This is a genomic window from Pseudoalteromonas sp. Angola-4 (genome assembly GCF_028599265.1).
GTDB classification, from domain to species: domain Bacteria; phylum Pseudomonadota; class Gammaproteobacteria; order Enterobacterales; family Alteromonadaceae; genus Pseudoalteromonas; species Pseudoalteromonas atlantica.
Genome location: NZ_JAQREK010000012.1, coordinates 1 through 20,064 on the forward strand (window position 1 = coordinate 1; position 20,064 = coordinate 20,064).

At 41.5% G+C, this 20,064-nt stretch carries 13 protein-coding genes and 1 tRNA gene; 1 reads left to right on the top strand and 13 read right to left on the bottom strand.

Features of this window, described 5'->3' with window-relative positions:
- From PSH48_RS13815 to PSH48_RS13875, 13 genes are all read right to left on the bottom strand, one after another.
- Positions 1 to 127 (bottom strand): GTP-binding protein (locus PSH48_RS13815; protein WP_033023824.1); only part of this gene is annotated, 127 nt, incomplete at its 3' end.
- A 62-nt stretch (positions 128 to 189) separates the two neighbouring features.
- Positions 190 to 2,304 (bottom strand): elongation factor G, encoded by a 2,115-nt coding sequence (gene fusA / locus PSH48_RS13820; RefSeq protein WP_054983403.1) that lies wholly within the window; start codon positions 2,302 to 2,304, stop codon positions 190 to 192.
- A 27-nt stretch (positions 2,305 to 2,331) separates the two neighbouring features.
- A complete protein-coding gene (gene rpsG / locus PSH48_RS13825; RefSeq protein ID WP_004588211.1) occupies positions 2,332 to 2,802 on the bottom strand; it encodes a 30S ribosomal protein S7 in 471 nt (156 codons plus the stop codon).
- A gap of 97 nt (positions 2,803 to 2,899) precedes the next feature.
- The gene (gene rpsL, locus PSH48_RS13830; RefSeq protein WP_002958885.1) at positions 2,900 to 3,274 is read right to left on the bottom strand and encodes a 30S ribosomal protein S12; all 375 of its coding nucleotides are present in this window, start codon (positions 3,272 to 3,274) and stop codon (positions 2,900 to 2,902) included.
- A 193-nt stretch (positions 3,275 to 3,467) separates the two neighbouring features.
- A complete protein-coding gene (rpoC, locus tag PSH48_RS13835) occupies positions 3,468 to 7,640 on the bottom strand; it encodes a DNA-directed RNA polymerase subunit beta' (RefSeq protein WP_054983402.1) in 4,173 nt (1,390 codons plus the stop codon).
- Between the two features lie 104 nt (positions 7,641 to 7,744).
- The gene (rpoB, locus tag PSH48_RS13840) at positions 7,745 to 11,770 is read right to left on the bottom strand and encodes a DNA-directed RNA polymerase subunit beta (RefSeq protein ID WP_004588209.1); all 4,026 of its coding nucleotides are present in this window, start codon (positions 11,768 to 11,770) and stop codon (positions 7,745 to 7,747) included.
- 272 nt (positions 11,771 to 12,042) lie between these two features.
- Positions 12,043 to 12,405: a 50S ribosomal protein L7/L12 gene (gene rplL / locus PSH48_RS13845; protein WP_004588208.1), complete on the bottom strand. Its 363-nt coding sequence runs from the start codon at positions 12,403 to 12,405 to the stop codon at positions 12,043 to 12,045.
- 75 nt (positions 12,406 to 12,480) lie between these two features.
- Positions 12,481 to 12,975 (bottom strand): 50S ribosomal protein L10, encoded by a 495-nt coding sequence (gene rplJ, locus PSH48_RS13850; protein WP_024032046.1) that lies wholly within the window; start codon positions 12,973 to 12,975, stop codon positions 12,481 to 12,483.
- Between the two features lie 323 nt (positions 12,976 to 13,298).
- Positions 13,299 to 14,003, bottom strand: coding sequence for a 50S ribosomal protein L1 (gene rplA, locus PSH48_RS13855; RefSeq protein WP_004588206.1), 705 nt, complete (start codon positions 14,001 to 14,003; stop codon positions 13,299 to 13,301).
- Between the two features lie 3 nt (positions 14,004 to 14,006).
- A complete protein-coding gene (gene rplK / locus PSH48_RS13860) occupies positions 14,007 to 14,435 on the bottom strand; it encodes a 50S ribosomal protein L11 (RefSeq protein WP_004588205.1) in 429 nt (142 codons plus the stop codon).
- Positions 14,436 to 14,648: 213 nt separating this feature from the next.
- Positions 14,649 to 15,206: a transcription termination/antitermination protein NusG gene (nusG, locus tag PSH48_RS13865; protein ID WP_024032045.1), complete on the bottom strand. Its 558-nt coding sequence runs from the start codon at positions 15,204 to 15,206 to the stop codon at positions 14,649 to 14,651.
- 4 nt (positions 15,207 to 15,210) lie between these two features.
- The gene (gene secE / locus PSH48_RS13870) at positions 15,211 to 15,588 is read right to left on the bottom strand and encodes a preprotein translocase subunit SecE (protein ID WP_248531390.1); all 378 of its coding nucleotides are present in this window, start codon (positions 15,586 to 15,588) and stop codon (positions 15,211 to 15,213) included.
- A gap of 132 nt (positions 15,589 to 15,720) precedes the next feature.
- Positions 15,721 to 15,797 (bottom strand) — tRNA-Trp (locus PSH48_RS13875).
- A gap of 164 nt (positions 15,798 to 15,961) precedes the next feature.
- On the opposite strand from PSH48_RS13875, the gene PSH48_RS13880 reads away from it, so the two are divergent.
- Complete coding sequence (locus tag PSH48_RS13880; protein ID WP_273611761.1) at positions 15,962 to 19,939, top strand: hybrid sensor histidine kinase/response regulator transcription factor; 3,978 nt, start codon at positions 15,962 to 15,964, stop codon at positions 19,937 to 19,939.
- Positions 19,940 to 20,064: the final 125 nt, after the last annotated feature.

Sequence of the window (20,064 nt, forward strand, 5' to 3'; positions counted from 1 at the left end):
CACCGCCGTATACTTTTGCAAGTACGTTAGTGATTGCTGCAGTTAGTGTAGTTTTACCGTGGTCAACGTGGCCGATTGTACCAACGTTTACGTGCGGTTTTACGCGTTCAAACTTTTCTTTTGCCATCTTAAAAAATTCCTAATTAAGAAATTAAAGCCTGACTCACTATTGAGCCAGACAAGCTAAAATCATATAACAGCGCGAGCTGAAATTATTGTATCTGCAACATTTTTAGAGGCTTCAGCGTACTTCAAAAACTCCATAGAGTAAGAAGCACGGCCCTGTGTTGCAGATCGTAAAGCAGTTGCATAACCAAACATTTCAGAAAGAGGAACCTGAGCATTAACTTGCTTAAGTCCACCTATTGCATCTTCCATGCCTTCGATTATGCCGCGACGACGGTTTAAGTCGCCAACTACATCACCCATGTTTGAGTCAGGAGTGATTACTTCAACCTTCATCATTGGCTCTAAAAGTACAGGGTCAGCTTTAAGCGCCCCAGCTTTCATTGCCATTGAACCTGCAATTTTAAATGCCATTTCATTCGAGTCTACATCATGGAATGAACCATCATATAAAGTCGCTTTAACGCCAAGTAATGGGTAGCCTGCCAGTACACCTTGAGACATTTGCTCTTGGATACCTTTGTCTACCGCAGGGATAAATTCTTTTGGAACCGAACCACCTACAGTTTCGTTAACGAACTCATAAATTGGTGCTTCATCATCCGAAATATCCATCGGTTCAAGTTTAACCCAGACGTGACCATATTGACCACGACCACCTGATTGACGTACAAACTTCCCTTCAACTTCAACAGTTGAACGAATAGCTTCTCGGTATGCAACCTGCGGCTTACCAACGTTACATTCAACACTGAATTCACGTTTCATACGGTCGACAATGATATCAAGGTGAAGTTCACCCATACCAGAGATTATAGTCTGGCCTGATTCTTCGTCAGTTTGTACACGAAAAGACGGATCTTCTGCGGCTAGTTTACCTAGTGCAATACCCATCTTATCTTGGTCAGCGATTGTGCGAGGCTCAACCGCAACAGAGATAACTGGCTCTGGGAACTCCATACGCTCTAGCGTAATGATAGAGTTCGGATCACACAGTGTCTCACCTGTTGTTACGTCTTTAAGACCAATAGCTGCCGCAATATCGCCTGCGTGAACTTCTTTGATCTCTTCACGTGAGTTTGAATGCATCTGTACGATACGACCAAATCGCTCACGCTTACTTTTAACTGGGTTATAAACCGCGTCACCCTGTTTAACAGTACCAGAGTAAACACGGAAAAAGGTTAAAGTGCCAACAAACGGGTCTGTTGCAATTTTAAATGCAAGTGCAGCAAACGGCGCTTTATCATCAGCTGGACGTTCTTCCTCAGTTCCATTTTCTAGGATACCTTGGATTTGTTTCACTTGTGTTGGTGCAGGCATGTATTCAACAACGCCATCAAGCACAGCTTGAACGCCTTTGTTTTTAAATGCACTACCACACGTAATGGGAACAATTTCGTTCGCTAATGTGCGTTGACGTAAGGCAGATTTAATCTCTGCTTCACTTAACTCTTCACCTTCTAAGTACTTATCCATTAGCTCTTCAGAGGCTTCAGCTGCACTTTCAACTAAATGAGAGTGCCATTCTTGAGCGAGCTCTTGAAGTTCTGCCGGTATTGCCTCATAAGAGAAAGTCATACCCTGGTCCGCTTCGTTCCAGTTAATGGCTTTCATTTTTATAAGGTCAATAACACCTTTAAAGTCGTCTTCAGCGCCAATTGGCAACTGGATTGGAACAGGCGTTGCTCCAAGACGAGATTTCACCTGGTCAACAACCGTTAAGAAGTCAGCGCCGGTGCGATCCATTTTATTTACGAAGATCATTCTTGGAACTTCGTATTTGTTCGCTTGGCGCCAAACTGTCTCAGTTTGCGGCTGTACACCTGATGAAGCACAAAGAACAACTACCGCACCATCAAGTACACGTAAAGAACGCTCTACTTCGATAGTGAAATCTACGTGTCCTGGAGTATCAATAATATTGATACGATGGTCGTCAAATTGCGCGTCCATCCCTTTCCAGAAACACGTTGTTGCAGCAGAAGTGATTGTGATACCACGCTCTTGTTCCTGCTCCATCCAATCCATAGTTGCGGCGCCATCATGTACTTCACCGATCTTATGAGAAAGACCTGTGTAGAACAGAACACGTTCTGTTGTGGTGGTTTTGCCTGCATCTACGTGAGCTACTATGCCGATATTACGGTAGCGCTCAAGTGGAGTTGTACGTGCCATATGATCCTCTTAAAGGTTAAGGACAGATTACCAACGGTAATGTGCGAATGCTTTATTCGCTTCAGCCATACGGTGAACGTCTTCACGTTTCTTAACCGCAGTGCCTTTGTTGTCAGCAGCGTCAACGATTTCTTGAGCTAAACGTAAGCCCATAGATTTTTCGCCACGCTTACGTGCAGCGTCTACTAACCAACGCATACCTAATGCGTTGCGACGTACTGGACGTACTTCAACTGGAACTTGATAAGTTGAACCACCAACACGGCGAGATTTAACCTCTACCTGTGGACGGATGTTATCAAGTGCAGATTCAAAGATTTCTAGGTGCGACTTGCCTGATTTCTCAGCAGCCACGTCTAGCGCACCATAAACAATTTTTTCAGCAGTAGATTTCTTGCCGTCTAACATTACGATGTTAACGAATTTAGCAAGAAGTTCCGATCCGAACTTAGGATCTGGAAGAATTTTACGTTGACCTATTACGCGTCTTCTAGGCATTTTGTATCTCCGGTTTATTCAGGTTTGTCCTTTTGGAACAATCACCCAAAACAATAATTAATAATATTTAGTGCTTGGCCTTACTAACGGAAAACAATTAGCCTTTAGGGCGTTTTGCACCGTATTTAGAACGAGCTTGACGACGGTCGCTAACGCCTGCACAGTCAAGTGCACCACGTACAGTGTGAAAACGCACACCTGGTAAATCTTTAACACGACCACCACGGATTAGGATTACACTGTGCTCTTGAAGGTTATGACCTTCACCACCGATGTATGATGTTACTTCGAAACCGTTAGTTAAACGTACACGAGCTACTTTACGTAACGCTGAGTTTGGTTTCTTAGGTGTAGTTGTATATACGCGAGTACATACACCACGCTTTTGCGGACACGCTTTAAGCGCAGCTGAGTTACTTTTAGTAACCTTGCTACGACGTGGCTTACGCACTAGCTGGTTAATAGTTGCCATTTAAATAGCTCCTGAAATTAAAATTACTACTGAAAAAAATAAAAAAATCCGCCCTTTTTACAAGCTTGTAACATACATGCAAGTAAATGGGTGGCGGAATTTTAATGAGCAAAGTTTAACCTGTCAACCTAAACTCATCGTAAGACAGTAGATAACTGTCTTACGATTTATTAATCTGTTGATTAATAAGAGTTTATTGATTTCCAGATAAATCTGCGTTCAGAGCATCTGTTAGTGCTTGAGTTGCCTCTTCTGCACTTACTGTTTGCTCTTCAACAACTTCACCCTGCTTGCGGCGAGCCATACGGTCTTGGTGATACGCAAAGCCAGTACCGGCTGGGATCAGACGACCCACAATTACGTTTTCTTTCAGACCGCGAAGCTCATCGCTCTTACCATTCACTGCGGCATCTGTAAGAACACGTGTTGTTTCTTGGAAAGACGCTGCCGAGATGAAAGATTCGGTTGCTAGTGATGCTTTCGTGATACCCATAAGTTGTATTTCAAACTTCGCTGGGATTTTACCTTGTTTTTCAAGGTCACGATTAGCGATATTAACGCGAGCTACTTCAATTTGCTCACCCGCTAAGAACTCAGTATCACCGCCGTCAAGGATGGTACATTTACGTAGCATCTGACGAATAATTGTTTCAATGTGCTTATCATTGATCTTAACGCCCTGCAAACGGTAAACCTCTTGCACTTCGTTAACAATGTAGTTAGCAACATGAGTCACACCACGTAGGCGTAAGATGTCATGTGGTGATTCAGGGCCATCGGCGATAACTTCACCTTTAGACACTTGCTCACCTTCAAACACGTTAAGTTGACGCCACTTAGGAATCATCTCTTCGTAATGATCGCCTTCAGCTGGTGTAATAACTAAACGTTTCTTACCTTTAGTCTCTTTACCGAAGCTAATAGTACCTGTGATTTCAGCTAAGATAGCTGGATCTTTTGGCTTACGTGCTTCAAATAAGTCGGCTACGCGTGGTAGACCACCCGTGATATCACGAGTTTTCGAACCTTCTTGCGGAATACGTGCAAGTACGTCACCTGGGTTTGCTGTAACGCCATCTGTCACTTCAATCGTAGTGAATGAAGGAAGACGTGTTTCTTGCAAGCCGCGCTCTTCACTTTCGATGATAAGCTTAGGCTCTTTCGCATTTACTTTAGCAAGGTCTTTAACAACTACACGGGTTAAGCCGGTTAGTTCATCAGTTTGTGCTTCCGTATTTGAGTCATCAACATCGCTGAACGAGATTTTTGACTTATGCTCAAGAACGATTGGGTGACTATGCGGGTCCCAAGTAGCAACTATGTCGTTACCTTGAACTTCTGCATTGTCTTGTACTGTTAGTACCGCACCGTAAGGTACTTTATAACGCTCTTTTTCACGACCGAAGCTATCAATGATAGTGATTTCAGTTGAACGTGAAGTAATTACAATCTTACCGTCGGTATTAAGTACATACTTAGCGTTATGTAGTTTTAACGTACCGTCAGTTTTAACTTGTACATTGTTTTCAGCTGATGCTCTTGATGCCGCACCACCGATGTGGAATGTACGCATCGTAAGCTGTGTACCCGGCTCACCGATTGATTGTGCCGCGATAACACCTACTGATTCACCCGCGTTGATGATATGACCACGTGCAAGGTCACGACCATAACACTTAGCACATACACCAAAGTCGTTATCACAGGTGATAACAGAACGTACGCGAACTTCATCTACTGAGTGCTCTTCTAAAAGGTCACACAGTTTTTCATCAAGCATGATATTACGTTCTACTAATACAGTATCTGTATTAGGGATAACCACAGGCTCAGCTACAACACGACCTAGTACACGTTCGCGAAGTGCTTCTACAACGTCACCACCTTCAATAAGCGGTTTCATTGTTAAGCCATCTTCTGTGCCACAGTCGTCTTCATTGATCACCAAATCTTGTGCAACGTCTACTAGACGACGCGTTAGGTAACCTGAGTTAGCTGTTTTAAGTGCTGTATCGGCAAGACCTTTACGCGCACCGTGCGTTGAGATGAAGTACTGTAGTACGTTTAGACCTTCACGGAAGTTAGCCGTGATTGGCGTCTCGATGATTGAACCATCTGGACGTGCCATTAGACCACGCATACCTGCTAGCTGACGGATCTGAGCGGCACTACCACGAGCACCTGAGTCGGCCATCATAAACACTGAGTTAAATGACGGTTGCTCTTCTTCTTCACCTTTGGCATTGATAACCGTGTCTTTAGACAAGTTGGCCATCATTTCACGTGATAAGTTTTCATTTACACGTGACCAGATATCGATAACTTTATTGTACTTTTCACCAGCCGTTACAAGACCTGATTGGAATTGTTGGTTGATTTCAGTTACTTCAGCTTCAGCTGATTCAATGATTGATGCTTTAACTGGTGGGATAACTAAGTCATCGATACCAATTGAAACACCTGACTTCATTGCGTAGTGGAAACCGGTGTACATAACTTGGTCAGCAAACACAACAGTGTCTTTAAGACCTAGACGACGGTAACACTCGTTTAATAAGCCAGAAATCTGCTTTTTACCTAATGCTTGGTTGATTGACTCAAACGGCATGCCTTTAGGTAAAATTAGAGACAGAATTGCACGACCAACAGTGGTGTCGATAAGCGTTACAGTGTCTTCAACAACACCTGCTTCGTTAGTGATTGACTGACTAATACGCACTTTAACGCGCGCGTGAAGTTCTGCGTTACCACTACGGTATGCTTTTTCTGCTTCTTTAGGATCTTTAAATACAATGCCTTCGCCTTTCGCATTAATGCGATCGCGCGTCATGTAGTAAAGACCTAATACAACATCCTGTGAAGGAACGATGATTGGCTCACCATTCGCTGGAGATAGAATGTTGTTAGTAGACATCATTAGTGCACGAGCTTCTAACTGAGCTTCAAGCGTTAACGGTACGTGTACCGCCATTTGGTCACCATCGAAGTCGGCGTTGTAAGCCGCACATACTAATGGGTGTAAATGGATTGCTTTACCTTCAATTAGTACAGGTTCGAACGCTTGGATACCTAAACGGTGAAGTGTAGGTGCACGGTTAAGTAATACTGGATGTTCACGAATTACTTCGTCTAGTACATCCCATACTTCCGCTACTTCGCGTTCTACCATTTTCTTAGCAGCTTTGATTGTCGTAGCCATGCCGCGACGCTCTAATTTGCCATAGATGAATGGTTTGAATAGCTCAAGTGCCATCTTCTTAGGAAGACCACATTGGTGAAGCTTAAGTGTAGGACCAACCGTGATTACAGAACGGCCAGAGTAATCTACACGCTTACCAAGTAAGTTCTGACGGAAACGACCTTGCTTACCCTTGATCATATCAGCAAGAGATTTAAGCGGACGCTTGTTAGAACCTGTAATTGCACGACCACGACGACCGTTATCAAGTAGCGCATCTACCGCTTCTTGTAACATACGTTTTTCGTTGCGTACGATAATATCTGGTGCAGCTAAATCTAATAGACGCTTAAGACGGTTATTACGGTTAATAACACGACGGTAAAGGTCGTTTAGATCAGATGTCGCAAAACGACCACCGTCTAGTGGTACTAATGGACGTAAGTCAGGTGGCAATACTGGAAGTACTGTCATGATCATCCACTCAGGGTTATTGCCTGATTGGTGGAACGATTCCATTAACTTAAGACGCTTAGTGATCTTTTTACGCTTAGTCTCAGAGTTAATTGTTGGTAACTCTTCGCGCATTTCTGCAATTAATTGGCCAAGATCAAGTTCACGAAGCAAGTCTAATACTGCTTCTGCACCCATCTTAGCTTCAAACTCATCACCGTGCTCTTCAAGTGCATCTAGGTATTCTTCTTCACCTAATAGTTGACCACGCTCAAGCGTTGTCATACCAGGCTCAGTTACTACGAATGATTCGAAGTAAAGAACACGTTCAATATCACGAAGTGTCATATCAAGCATTAAGCCAATACGAGACGGTAATGATTTTAAAAACCATATATGTGCTACTGGGCTCGCAAGGTCGATATGACCCATACGATCACGACGCACTTTTGTAAGTGTAACTTCAACGCCACACTTCTCACAGATCACACCACGGTGTTTAAGGCGTTTATATTTACCACATAAACACTCATAATCTTTCACTGGGCCGAAAATACGGGCACAGAATAAGCCATCGCGCTCAGGCTTGAAAGTACGGTAGTTAATAGTCTCAGGTTTCTTTACTTCACCGTATGACCATGAACGAACCATGTCTGGTGAAGCAAGACCAATGCGAATTGCATCGAATTCTTCGGTCTTATTTTGTTGCTTCAGAAACTTAAGTAAGTCTTTCACCTTAGCTCTCCTGTCGGAGTTAATCTTGAGGGCGGATAATCTCGCCCCTACATTCTATTCAGCCGTAACAGATGCTGCAGGGTTAACTGCAGCATCTAATTGGCTTAATTTTCTTCCAACTCGATGTTGATACCCAGTGAGCGGATTTCTTTCAACAATACGTTGAACGATTCTGGCATACCTGGTTCCATTTTATGGTTACCATCAACGATGTTTTTATACATCTTAGTACGACCGTTCACGTCATCCGATTTCACTGTTAGCATTTCTTGTAGAGTGTAAGCAGCACCGTAAGCTTCAAGTGCCCATACTTCCATCTCACCAAAACGCTGGCCACCGAACTGTGCTTTACCACCCAGCGGCTGCTGAGTAACAAGGCTATAAGAACCAGTAGAACGTGCGTGCATCTTATCGTCAACCAAGTGGTTAAGTTTAAGCATGTACATGTAACCAACAGTTACTTGACGTTCAAACTGATCGCCAGTACGGCCATCATAGAGTGTAACCTGACCACTTCTTGGGTATCCACCAAGCTCTAGCATGTCTTTGATTTCGTCTTCTTTCGCGCCATCAAATGCAGGAGTAGCGATTGGTAAACCACCTTTTAAGTTATCAGCTAAACGACGAATTTCATCATCAGAGAAGCTAGCAATATCTACTTCTTGACGAGATTCACCGATTTCATAAGCTTGCTTGATGAATTCACGTAGCTCATGTAGCTCACGTTGTTCCTTCATCATTTCCTCTAAGCGCTCACCAATACCACGTGCAGCTAGACCCATATGTGTTTCAAGGATCTGACCGATGTTCATTCGTGATGGTACACCTAGTGGATTTAGTACGATATCTACCGTACGACCTTTATCATCGTATGGCATATCTTCTACTGGTACGATAGTCGAGATAACACCTTTGTTACCGTGACGACCCGCCATTTTATCACCCGGTTGGATACGACGTTTAACAGCTAGGTATACTTTAACAATCTTAAGTACGCCTGGTGCTAAGTCATCACCTTGAGTAATTTTACGACGTTTGTTTTCAAACTTCTTATCGTATTCAGCTTTAAGCTCATCGTACTGTGCAGCTAGTTGCTCAAGTTCAGCTTGCTTGTCTTCTTGTGCAAGGCTTTGAGTAAGTAGCTTTTCAGCATTTAGTGACGCTAAGTTGTCTTCATCGAAGCCTGCTGCAGCAAGTAGCTTGCGAGCACGGTCTAATACACCGGCTTCTAGAATACGGAACTCTTCGTTGAAGTCTTTCTTCGCTTCGCGAAGCTGCATGTCTTCAACTTCTAACGCACGCTTATCTTTTTCAACACCATCACGGGTGAAAACTTGTACGTCAATTACAGTACCAGTTACAGAGTTTGGTACACGTAAAGAGCTGTCTTTAACGTCAGACGCTTTTTCGCCGAAGATAGCACGCAGTAGCTTCTCTTCAGGTGTTAATTGCGTCTCGCCTTTCGGTGTCACTTTACCTACTAGGATATCGCCGCCTTTAACTTCAGCACCAATATAAACAACGCCTGATTCATCAAGCTTGCCTAGCGCAGACTCACCCACATTCGGGATATCTGCAGTGATCTCTTCAGGACCTAATTTAGTATCACGGGCAACACACTGTAGTTCTTGAATGTGGATAGTCGTTAGACGATCTTCTTCAACTACGCGCTCTGATAGTAAGATTGAATCCTCGAAGTTATAACCGTTCCATGGCATGAATGCCACGCGAAGGTTTTGACCAAGGGCTAAGTCACCTAAGTCAGTCGAAGGACCATCTGCTAGCACGTCACCACGAGTAACCGGTTCACCAACCATGCACGTTGGTTTTTGGTTAATACATGTATTTTGGTTAGAACGTGTGTATTTAGTAAGGTTGTAAATGTCGATGCCCGCTTCACCAGGAATACGCTCATCGTCATGTACGTTTACAACGATGCGGCTAGCATCGGCGTACATTACTTCACCACCACGTTTAGCAACAATCGTTACACCAGAATCTTTCGCTAGTGTTAACTCAATACCTGTACCTACTAACGGCTTATCCGCTTTCAATGTTGGTACTGCTTGACGTTGCATGTTTGAACCCATCAATGCACGGTTAGCATCATCGTGTTCTAGGAACGGGATAAGTGCTGCCGCTACAGAGATCACCTGTTGTGGTGATACATCCATATATTGCTGGTCCATGCGACCCATAAAGGTAGATTCACCTTTGTGACGACACGGAATAAGTTCATCAACAAACTCATTGGTTTCAGTTAAGTTTGAGTTCGCCTGTGCGATAACAAACTGACCTTCTTCAATGGCTGATAAATAATCAACTTCATCAGTTACTACACCATCTACCACTTTACGGTAAGGTGTTTCTAAGAAACCGTAATCATTTGTACGTGCGTACGTAGATAACGAGTTAATTAGACCGATGTTTGGACCCTCAGGAGTCTCGATTGGACATACGCGACCATAGTGAGTTACGTGAACGTCACGTACTTCAAAGCCAGCGCGCTCACGTGTTAGACCGCCCGGACCTAATGCAGAAATACGACGCTTATGCGTTACTTCTGATAGTGGGTTATTTTGGTCCATAAACTGTGATAACTGAGACGAGCCGAAGAACTCTTTAACCGCTGCCGAAATAGGCTTAGCGTTAATAAGATCTTGTGGCATTATCGCGTCAAGGTCACCTAAGCTTAAACGCTCACGTACAGCACGTTCTACACGTACTAGACCAACACGGAATTGGTTCTCAGCCATTTCGCCAACACTACGTATACGACGGTTGCCTAAGTGGTCAATATCATCAACATCGCCTTGACCGTTACGAATAGCAATTAATACTTTCATAACAGACACGATGTCTTCTTTGCTTAATGTGCCAGGGCCTGTGTCTGTATCGTAACCAACACGGCTATTGAACTTCATACGACCTACAGTAGATAAGTCATAACGTTCTTCAGAGAAGAATAAGTTCTCGAATAAGGCTTCAGCCGCGTCTTTCGTCGGTGGCTCGCCTGGGCGCATCATGCGGTAAATTTCTACTAATGCTTCTAAACGGTTGCTAGACGAGTCAATATTTAATGTATTTGACATGTAAGCGCCGCTGTCCACTTCATTGATGTATAACGTCTCAATTTTAGTGTGACCTGCTTTAACCAATTCAGCCATCAACTCTAGTGATAGCTCGTCATTAGCGTTTGCAATAACTTCACCTGTTGACTCATCAACATAGTTTTTAGCTACAATACGGCCAATGATGTACTCATGTGGTACTTCTAATTGATTAATGCCTTTTTTCTCGATGCTCTTGATGTGGCGAGCCGTAATACGACGACCGCTTTCAACAAGTACTTCACCGTCTTCGCCTTTGATATCAAAAGCGGCAGTTTCACCACGTAAACGTGAAGGCACAAGTTCCATAAGAACTTTACCGTCAGTTACTTCAAACGCGGTAGTATCGAAGAACATATCTAAGATTTCTTCGCTAGAGTACTCAAGTGCACGTAAAATAATAGACGCCGGTAATTTACGACGACGGTCTATACGTACATATAAGTTATCTTTTGCATCAAATTCGAAGTCTAACCATGAACCACGGTAAGGTATAACGCGTGCGTTATATAATACTTTACCCGATGAATGGGTTTTACCGCGGTCGTTATCAAAGAATACACCAGGGCTACGGTGTAGCTGAGAAACGATAACACGCTCTGTACCATTGATTACAAAAGTACCGGTATCAGTCATGAGCGGAATTTCGCCCATGTAAACTTCTTGCTCTTTAATGTCTTTAACTGTGCCTGGAGCTTCTTTGTCCATAACTACAAGACGCAGTTTCACGCGAAGTGGAGCAGAATAAGTCACACCGCGAATTTGACATTCTTTTACATCGAATACTGGCTCACCAATACGATAACTTACGTATTGAAGCTCAGAATTTCCCGAGTAGCTTTTAATAGGGAACACAGAACGGAAGGCTGCTTCCAAACCATGATCGCCATCAGCGTCTGGGACTAAGAATTTTTTAAACGATTCTAACTGTGTCGACAGTAAGAAAGGTATATCCAAAACTTGTGGACGTTTACCAAAATCCTTACGGATACGTTTCTTTTCAGAATAAGAGTAAGCCATGGGGTTCCTCAGCTTGCTGATCTTTGACCCGACCTGTTCTTGTAAGAACAGACTTAACTGGCATCTATGCCAAGATTTACAACATTTAATTGTTGTTCTAATTAACTCCGCCTTAGCAACACTAGCAAACTATAAAGCGTTGAAAGTAAAGAGAAAATCAGATTTTATTTGAGCTATAGGAATACATAACTCTATAGCGCAAAAAGGCCGGTGATTAAATAATCACCAGCCCTTGCCTGATTACTCAGGCAGCGAACCTAGCGTGAGCTAGATTACTTAACCTCAACTTCAGCACCAGCTTCAGTAAGGTCTTTTTGAAGTGCTTCAGCTTCTTCTTTAGATACACCTTCTTTGATAGGTGCAGGAGCAGCTTCAACAAGAGCTTTCGCTTCTTTAAGGCCTAGGCCTGTTGCGCTACGTACAGCTTTGATTGCCGCAACCTTGTTAGCGCCAGCGCCAGTAAGGATTACGTCAAATTCAGTTTTCTCTTCAGCAGCTTCAGCAGCAGGACCTGCTACCATAGCAGCTGCAGCAGTTACGCCGAATTTTTCTTCCATTGCTTCAACAAGAGCAACAACGTCCATTACTGACATTTCAGCAATTGCGTCAAGGATTTGGTCTTTAGTTACAGACATTACAAATTTCCTAATAATTAACGGACTCTAGGTCCAAATAAATTTACACCGAAAGAGAGGTTAAACAGCTTAAAATTAAGCAGCTTGCTCTTCTTTCTGTACACGTACTGCTTCAATTGTTTTACACAATTTGCCAGCAGACGCTTCTTTCATAGCGCTCATTAAGCGTGCAACAGCTTCATCGTATGTAGGTAATGTAGCAAGCATTGCTGCATCTACAACATTTCCTTCAAAAGCGGCCGTTTTAACTTCGAATTTCTCATTCTTTTTCGCGAAATCTGCGAAGATACGCGCAGCAGCACCAGGGTGCTCTGATGAGAAAGCGATTAAGCTTGGACCAACTAACGAATCAGATAGACATTCAAATTCAGTACCTTCAACAGCACGTTTTGCTAGAGTGTTACGAACAACTTTCATCCATACACCAGCTTCACGAGCTTCTTTACGAAGGGCTGTAATTGCGCCTACTGCTACACCACGAGAATCTGCAACAACTGCAGAAAGAGCACCATTGGCTGCTTCGTTGACTTCAGCAACAATTGCTTTTTTGCCTTGAAGATTTAAAGCCATGGGTGTTACTCCTGGTTTAATGGGTCACCGACACTCGGCTTCCCTGTTTTACTCTTCCCTATCAACAAACTTGATAGAGATGCTTTTTACGGCGAGAGCCAGAAGAGATTAGGAAAAATCTATCTGGGGATTCACACCGTCTACGTAGGTAATATTAAGGCCGAAGCCGCCTACGGTCTTGGACGGAAGCCCAATTTATCGCATCACTCAAGAGCTTAGCGAAATTATGGACTTCAACCCGAATTCTTTACTTGTTAAATAATAAATTATTCAACAAAATGGCGCAAAATTATAGTACAAATTTCACGCCATGTAAACACCTATTAAGCTACAGAAGTGCTTAAAGTGTTTTGGTCAACAGCAACACCTGCGCCCATTGTTGTAGAGATGGTTACTTTCTTAACGTAAACACCTTTAGCTTGAGAAGGTTTAGCCTTCTTAAGCGCAACGATTAGAGCTTCAAGGTTTTGTTGAAGTTGCTCAGCAGTGAAATCAACCTTACCGATAGTAGTATGGATGATACCATTTTTGTCATTACGGTAACGTACTTGACCTGCTTTCGCATTTTTAACTGCTTCTGCAACGTTAGGCGTTACAGTACCAGTTTTAGGGTTAGGCATAAGACCACGTGGACCTAAGATTTGACCTAGTTGACCAACAACACGCATAGCGTCTGGTGATGCAACAACAACGTCAAAATCCATCTCGCCTTTCTTAACTAGTTCAGCAAGATCTTCCATGCCTACTAATTCAGCACCGGCTTCTTTTGCAGCTTCTGCATTAGCGCCTTGAGTGAATACAGCAACACGAACATCACGGCCAGTACCGTTAGGTAGTACAGTTGCACCACGAACGTTCTGGTCAGATTTACGAGCGTCAATACCAAGGTTAACAGCAACGTCAACACTTTCTACGAATTTAGCTGTCGCTAACTCTTTTAAAAGCGCAACTGCTTCATTGATTTCGTAATCTTTAGTTACTTCCACTTTTTCGCGGATAGTACGCATACGTTTAGTTAATTTAGCCATTTCTTAGTCCTCTACGTTCAAGCCCATCGCACGCGCAGAACCTGCGATAGTGCGAACCGCAGCGTCCATATCAGCCGCTGTAAGGTCAGCTCGTTTTGTCTCAACGATCTCTTCAAGTTGAGCACGAGTTACTGTGCCTACTTTTTCAGTGTTAGGACGGCCTGAGCCTGATTTGATACCAGCAGCTTTCTTAAGTAAGTAAGCAGCAGGTGGCGTTTTCATATCGAACGTAAATGAACGGTCACCGTAAACAGAGATCACTACAGGAACTGGAGCGCCTTTTTCGATAGACTCTGTACGCGCGTTAAACGCTTTACAGAATTCCATGATGTTTACACCGTGTTGACCTAGTGCAGGACCTACTGGAGGACTAGGATTAGCCATACCAGCGGCAACTTGTAGCTTGATTAAAGCTTCAACTTTTTTAGCCATTATAAATACCTCATTTGGTGGGTCTTAGCCTTGTGCGCGCGAGGACGCGTACTCTAACGGCTTCCCAGTTTAAAAATTGGTTTCGTACTTTTTGCGAGCAAAAATAAATTTTTGCCTTAATACAAAAAGGCCGCTGATTATAAGTTAATCAGCGGCCTTTTTCAAGCTTCGTGCCAAAATTTAAGTAAATAATGGCGAAGCTTTTTTAATCAATTACTTATCTTGTTCAACTTGACCAAATTCAAGTTCAACCGGTGTAGAACGACCAAAAATAAGTACCGACACTTTCACGCGGCTCTTTTCGTAGTCAACTTCTTCAACAACACCGCTAAAGTCAGCAAATGGACCATCAGTAACACGAACAACTTCACCTGGCTCAAATAATGTAGCTGGTTTAGGTGCTTCAGCGTTTTCTTGAAGACGGTTAAGAATGCGTTCTGCTTCTTTAGAACTAATAGGCGCTGGGCGGTCAGAAGTACCACCAATAAAGCCCATTACACGTTCAGTGCTGTTCACTAAGTGCCAGCTTGCATCGTTCATATCCATTTGTACTAGTACGTAACCTGGGAAGAATTTACGCTCAGATTTACGCTTTTGACCAGCGCGCATCTCAACAACTTCTTCTGTTGGTACTAATATTTCACCAAAGCTCTCTTCAAGACCTTCAATTTTGATGTGCTCTGATAACGTTTGCGCTACACGCTTTTCGTAACCAGAGAATGCTTGTACAACGTACCAGCGTAATTTAATTTCTTTGTTCTCATCCGACATGGGATCAGATCTCCAATCCAGTTAAAAAGCCTACAGCGCGGAATAAAATGCCATCTAATCCCCAAAGGATAAGCGCCATAATCACTGTTGCAACCATTACGATTAATGTCGTGTGGGTAGTTTCTTGACGCGTTGGCCAAACAACTTTACGTACTTCAATGCGTGCTTCTTTAGCAAATGCTAAAAAGTCACTGCCTTTAGCGGTTTGCGAGGCAATACCTAAACCTGCTGCTATAGCAACCACAACGCCAATTGCACGTAGTAATACAGACTGATCTGCAAACATGTGATTACCAACAACTGCGCCTGCAAGTAGCGCGATTGCTACTAACCACTTTACCGACTCCATCGCACTTGATGGTGTTTCTACATTCGTGCTCATAATATTATTACCTTAACTACAGACACAACAACCCTACACAACGGCAGGGTTAATCCATTAAAATCTAAACTTAAAAACAGACTTATTTAAACCGATTTTTAACCCCAGACTTACTCAACTTATGAGTAAAAATGGCAGGGGCGGAGAGATTCGAACTCCCAACCGTCGGTTTTGGAGACCGCTGTTCTACCAATTGGAACTACGCCCCTGCAAAGTGGATGCCTATTATACTTACGCAAATCATTAACACAAGCCTAAAAGATACCCACATTGCAAAATCTCTTTAAAGCAATAAAAAATCATTGTTAACATTGATTAAAAAGCAGTTTATGATTGTTCTAATTTTAGGGAAATACACCCCGATAGGATATCCGTGAACGCACTTATAGAAGTTATTAAATATCAAATTTTCTGCACTATTTTACTCTGTCAGTTTGCTGTTTTTGCAAAACCCGTATATCTCGATATTTATACAAACGAACAAGGATTGTCGCAAAACTCTATCACCTGCAGTACAACAGATAGGGCAGGGTTTCATTGGTTTGCTACCCAAGGCGGTTTAAATAAGTTTGATGGGTACGAATTTAAGCATTATAAATTTAACCCATCTAAAAAAGGTATTTCTGGTAACTGGATTACTGATTGCATTAACTTTGGAAATAAATACATATGGCTTTCAACTGCAGCAAGTGGATTAAACTTATTGAATACTGAAACAGGTAAATTCAAAGTATATAATCAGTATTCTACACCCGCTCTAAAAAACTCAAATATTTCTTCAATCACTTCACAAGATAAAACAACACTTTGGATCGGTCATAATAAAGGGCAGCTTAGCAAATTAAACACAAAAACAAATAAGATAAAGCTATTCACCCATCCAAACTTACAACAAGCCACCATCGAATTTAAGGACATTATGTTTGGTCAACAAGATACTCTTTGGTTGGCAAGTAATATTGGCCTTATTAAGTTCGATACTATAACTGAAAAGTTTACACTCATAGCCGACAGCCCTAAACAACTTTGGCGTTTAGAAAACGCCCCAAACAAGCAATTATTATTAGGAAGTAAAACAGGCCTTGCTTCGTTTAACCCTGAAACCTACGAATTTCATCATATCGAACAATTAAAAGACTACTGGGTAACAGATATACTATTCGATGATGAACACACCTTATGGATTAGCACGTATGGGCATGGTCTTTTTAGTAAACAGTTTACCTCTTTATCAAACAACAAGTTTGACCAAATATCCTACTCACCCTCAGAAAAACATGGTTTAGCCAATGATCATTTATTATCACTTTACCAAGATCCAACAGGAATTATTTGGATAGGCACAGATGGTTATGGGCTACATCGGTATGACAAAAAACAATCCCAATTTGACCACCAAAAGCATTTACCAAATAATCAAACTTCTATATCGCACGATTTTGTAAGAGCTATACTTAAAGACAGCCGTAACACCCTATGGATAGGCACACGTGACGGGCTAAATAAACAAACACCAGAAGGGTTTAAGCGTTACAAAACAAATAACTCTCAAGGCACAGGATTAACTAATAATAATATTTTCAGCCTTTATGAAGATAGCAAACAGCGCGTTTGGGTAGGTACCTATGGCGGTGGATTACTGCTTTATAACCGAGCAACAGATCAATTTTCAACTTTCACAGAACAAAGCCATCAACTTAGCAGTAATCGTATTTATGCTATTACTAGTGACGCCAATGGTAATTTATGGCTTGGCGGTAATAAGGGGTTAACCCGTTTCAACCCTGATACGTTAAAGGTTAAAAGTTTTAGCTACGATGAACATGAAAACAGCATTTCGAACAACACTGTTTTTAGTATTACATATGATTCATTCAATGACGTGATATGGGCCGGCACACGCTCTGGCTTAAATAAGCTATCTCTAAATAATGAAACGTTTACTCATTACATAAGCGATATAAAAAAACCTAACAGTTTAACTCATAATATGGTCACTTCATTATATTTAAAAGATCAAAATACATTATGGGTGGGGACATTCAACGGGTTGAATAAGTTAAATATACAAACTCATGAAATAATAAATATCACTGAGTTTGATGGTTTAATCAATGGCAATATTTTTGCTATCAAAGAGGATAGAAGTGGCTACTTATGGCTAAGCACTAACCAAGGCTTAACTCGTTACTCTGAATATACTCATCAAATGCAACATTTTTTGCCTGAAAACGGGATACAACACAACTCCTTTATACTAGGGGCTGCCTTTCAGGCTAGTAATGGCGAACTCTTCTTTGGTGGAATTAATGGCTATAACCAATTTAACCCACAAACACTGTCTTTACATGCACCTTCACCTGAGCCGTTTATTACCGACTTACTTATTAACAACCAACCAGCTTTAACAGAACCATACATTAATAATAAAAAAGCAAAGCGAATAAACTTCACAAATGAACTGTTTTTTAAAGAAGAAAATGATGTTGTTGGTTTTAAATTTACAGCATTAAATAGCTCAGCTGCGCCTTCACAATACCAGTTTGCGTACCAGCTTAAAGGGCTAGATAGTCAATTCTTATACGCATCAAAAAACCAGCGCCAAGTTAGCTATCCTCAGCTGCCAGCAGGAAATTATAAACTAATAATGAAAGTAAAAGGCCAATACGGAAAATGGAGTAATGAAAAGACAATGCTTAGTATTACGGTCACTCCACCATGGTGGAAAAGTAACACGGCATATTTTATTTATACTTTAATAGTTTTAAGTGTGTTGTGGTTATTTGCAGCATTAAAATATAAAGCTAAAGTTGCAGAACAAGAAAGAAAAAAAGAGCAAGAACTTAATAAGTTAAAAACTCAGCTACTTGATAATGTGAGCCACGAGTTAAAAACCCCTCTAAGTCTTATTATGGCACCACTTGAAAGCCTAAAAAAACATCACCCTGAAGCAGATACACAACAAAAGCTGACAATGATCCAACGCAATAGTCAAAGGCTATTAAATCAAATAAATCAGCTTTTACAATTAAGTCAGCGCCCTAGTACAGCAGTAAAACGTGTTACGCCCTATCCTATACAGCCATTAGTAGATCAAATAATTGAAGATTTTTCGCCTTTGTTTGTCGACAGCAATATTCAATTTGAATTTAAAAACTTAACTAAACACAATTGTTACATTACGTTAGAGTACGAACATATAACCTCTATAATTAATAACTTATTAAGTAATGCTCATAAATATACCCCGCCACATGGCCAAGCCTCGCTTACGCTTTCAAATAACAATGACGGTATAACTATTTCAGTATCAGATACAGGGATTGGTATAAATAAACAACATGTAGATGCTATATTCGAGCGATTTACACGAATAAATGCTACGAACACAAATGGCAATGGTATAGGTCTAGCCCTTGTAAAGCAGTTAGTAGAACAATATGAGGGAACAGTTACAGTAACAAGCGAAATAAACAAAGGTAGCTGCTTTACAGTTTTATTACCTAGCGTTGAGATGAAAGCACTGTCTTTACAAACAGCCCTTCACCTTCAAAAAGATCAAAAACCACCTTTAGTAAAAACACATAAGATTCTTATTATTGAAGATAACGATGAAATGCGAGACCTATTAACGTCGATATTTTGTGAGCGCTATAGCTGTATTGATACTACTAACGGTGAACACGGTATCAAATTATGTAAAAGAGAGATGCCAGACTTAGTTATAAGCGATGTAATGATGCCTATAATGGACGGTTACCAATTTATTAAGTCACTGCGTAATGATGTATCCATTAGCCATATTCCTACACTATTGCTTTCAGCTAAAGCTGATACACAAAGTAAATTAAAAGGCCTAGACCTATTGGCAGACGACTATTTAAGTAAACCTTTTGAACCAGAGCTCCTGCTAAGCCGAGTTCAAGGGCTACTAACAATCAGGAAAGTACTCAATCAACACTTAAAACAGCAACTACCAGCTCTGTCCCAGTCTATTAAGCTTGATCCTCAAATGATACAAAGCAAAGATTATGAATTTACTGAACGTGTTAAAAACGTCGTTAAAAAACACTATCAAAACGATGAATTTAGTGTTGAAGATTTTGCCGCTTCTCTTTATTTAAGCCCCAGAGCTCTGCAATTAAAAATGAAAGCTCTTTATGGCTTAACACCAAGCGATTACATTCGAAATATTCGTCTAGAGTTTGCACAATCATTATTGAGCGATACGGATCTTGCTATAGGCTTAGTAGCGCAACAAGTTGGCTTTAGTTCACAAAGTTACTTTGCTAGGTGCTTTAAAGCACACTATTCAATATCACCTAAGCAATTTCGTGATCAAAAGCCATAAATTTCGCCTAAGTGAATAAACTTTTCGTATAAGTACTATTTTTAACTTATTGATTTAAATAAATTAACATTAATATATAAGCACTAAAGGCAAGAGTTTAAACCTTGCTTAAACATATTAATTAA